2 protein-coding genes and 1 pseudogene are annotated in these 2291 nt (G+C 43.6%); all 3 read left to right on the top strand.

Features of this window, described 5'->3' with window-relative positions; all coding sequences use genetic code 11:
- Window positions 1–360 (top strand): annotated as a pseudogene (locus tag SORDD16_RS04875) (ABC transporter ATP-binding protein); the annotation flags it as partial.
- Between the two features lie 27 nt (window positions 361–387).
- Window positions 388–1650, top strand: coding sequence for a Fe-S cluster assembly protein SufD (gene sufD, locus SORDD16_RS04870; RefSeq protein ID WP_061452569.1), 1263 nt, complete (start codon window positions 388–390; stop codon window positions 1648–1650).
- A gap of 10 nt (window positions 1651–1660) precedes the next feature.
- Window positions 1661–2291 (top strand): aminotransferase class V-fold PLP-dependent enzyme (locus SORDD16_RS11765; RefSeq protein WP_241733990.1); only part of this gene is annotated, 631 nt, incomplete at its 3' end.

Here is a 2291-nt window from a genome sequence, read left to right as displayed (position 1 = left end):
GCTGAGCGCTACCTCAACGAAGGTTTCTCTGGTGGTGAGAAAAAACGTAATGAAATTCTTCAACTCTTGATGTTGGAACCAACTTTCGCCCTTTTGGATGAGATTGACTCAGGTCTTGATATTGACGCTCTTAAAGTCGTATCTAAAGGTGTGAATGCTATGCGTGGTGAAGGCTTTGGTGCTATGATTATCACTCACTACCAACGTCTTTTGAACTATATCACGCCAGATGTGGTACACGTGATGATGGAAGGGCGTGTTGTCCTTTCTGGTGGTCCAGAATTGGCTGCGCGTTTGGAGCGTGAAGGATACGCAAAACTAGCTGAAGAACTTGGCTACGACTACAAGGAAGAATTGTAATTCCCTCGTATCTTTTAGGAGAAGTAAATGACTAAAGAAACTATTAAACTTTTTTCAGAAATGCACGCTGAACCAAGCTGGTTGGCTGACCTCCGTCAAAAAGCTTTTGATAAGATTGAGAGTTTGGAATTACCAGTTATTGAGCGTGTCAAATTTCACCGTTGGAATCTGGGGAATGGAACCATCACAGAAAGTGAACCTTCAGCAAATGTTCCTGACTTCATGACTTTAGATAACCACTTGAAGTTGGTGCAAGTAGGAACGCAAACTGTTTTTGAGCAAACTCCAGTTGAGTTAGCTGAACAAGGAGTAGTTTTTACAGACTTTCACTCAGCTTTAGAAGAAATTCCAGAGCTGATCGAGGAATTCTTTATGTCATCAGTTAAGTATGACGATGACAAATTGGCAGCCTACCATACAGCTTACTTTAACAGTGGTGCTGTTCTCTATATTCCAGATAATGTTGAGATTACAGAACCAATTGAAGGTATTTTCTACCAAGACAGTGATAGCGATGTGCCGTTTAATAAGCATATCCTCATCATTGCTGGGAAAAATAGTAAACTCAATTATCTTGAGCGATTAGAGACGCGTGGTGAAGGCAATCAAGCGATTTCTGCTAATATCTCTGTTGAGGTCATTGCGCGCTCTGGTGCCCAAATCAAATTTGCAGCCATTGACCGTTTAGGTGAAAATGTCACTGCTTACATTAGCCGCCGTGGTAAATTAGGTAACGATGCTAGTATCGACTGGGCTATTGGAGTCATGAATGAAGGAAATGTCGTTGCAGACTTTGATAGTGATTTACTTGGAAATGGGAGTCACGCCGATATGAAGGTCGTTGCCCTATCAAGTGGCCGTCAGGTACAAGGGATTGATACCCGAGTAACCAACTATGGCCGCAATTCCATAGGGAATATCCTCCAACATGGGGTTATTTTGGAGAGAGGTACCTTGACCTTTAATGGCATTGGTCATATCATCAAAGGTGCTAAAGGAGCAGATGCGCAACAAGAAAGTCGTGTCTTGATGTTGTCAGACCAGGCTAGAAGTGATGCGAACCCAATTCTTTTGATTGATGAAAATGACGTTACTGCAGGTCATGCGGCCTCTATCGGTCAGGTGGATCCAGAAGATATGTACTATCTCATGAGCCGTGGCTTGGACAAGGCAACTGCAGAGCGTTTGGTTGTTCGCGGTTTCCTTGGATCCGTTATCGTTGAGATTCCAGTCAAGGAAGTTCGTGATGAAATGATTGCAACTGTCGAAGAAAAATTGTCAAAACGCTAAGGGGAAGCCTATGTTAGATGTAGAAGCGATTCGAAAGGATTTTCCAATTTTAGACCAGATTGTCAACGATGAACCTCTGGTCTATCTGGACAATGCTGCGACGACACAAAAACCACTAGCAGTTCTGGAAACGATTAACCGCTATTATGAGCAGGATAATGCCAATGTTCACCGTGGTGTTCATACCTTGGCTGAGCGAGCAACAGCTTCTTATGAAGCTACTCGTGAAACCATTCGTAAGTTTATCAATGCAGGCTCTACAAAGGAAGTTCTCTTTACCAGAGGAACGACAACCAGCCTTAACTGGGTGGCACGCTTCGCTGAGGAGATTTTGACTGAGGGAGATCAAGTTTTGATTTCAGTCATGGAACACCATTCCAATATCATTCCTTGGCAGGAGGCTTGCCGCAAGACTGGGGCAGAGCTTGTCTATGTTTATCTCAAGAACGGAGCTCTGGATATGGATGACTTGCGATCTAAATTGACTGATAAAGTCAAGTTTGTTTCCCTAGCTCACGCCTCAAATGTTCTTGGTGTGGTCAATCCTATCAAGGCAATCACCCAAATGGCCCACCAAGTTGGAGCCATCATGGTAGTGGATGGAGCTCAATCTACGCCTCATATGAAGATTGATGTCCAGG

Origin of the sequence: Streptococcus oralis (genome assembly GCF_001578945.1) — a bacterium.
Lineage (GTDB): Bacteria > Bacillota > Bacilli > Lactobacillales > Streptococcaceae > Streptococcus > Streptococcus oralis_Q.
The sequence above is the reverse complement of the archived record's forward strand: the minus strand, read 5'-3'. Positions and strand labels throughout refer to the sequence as shown.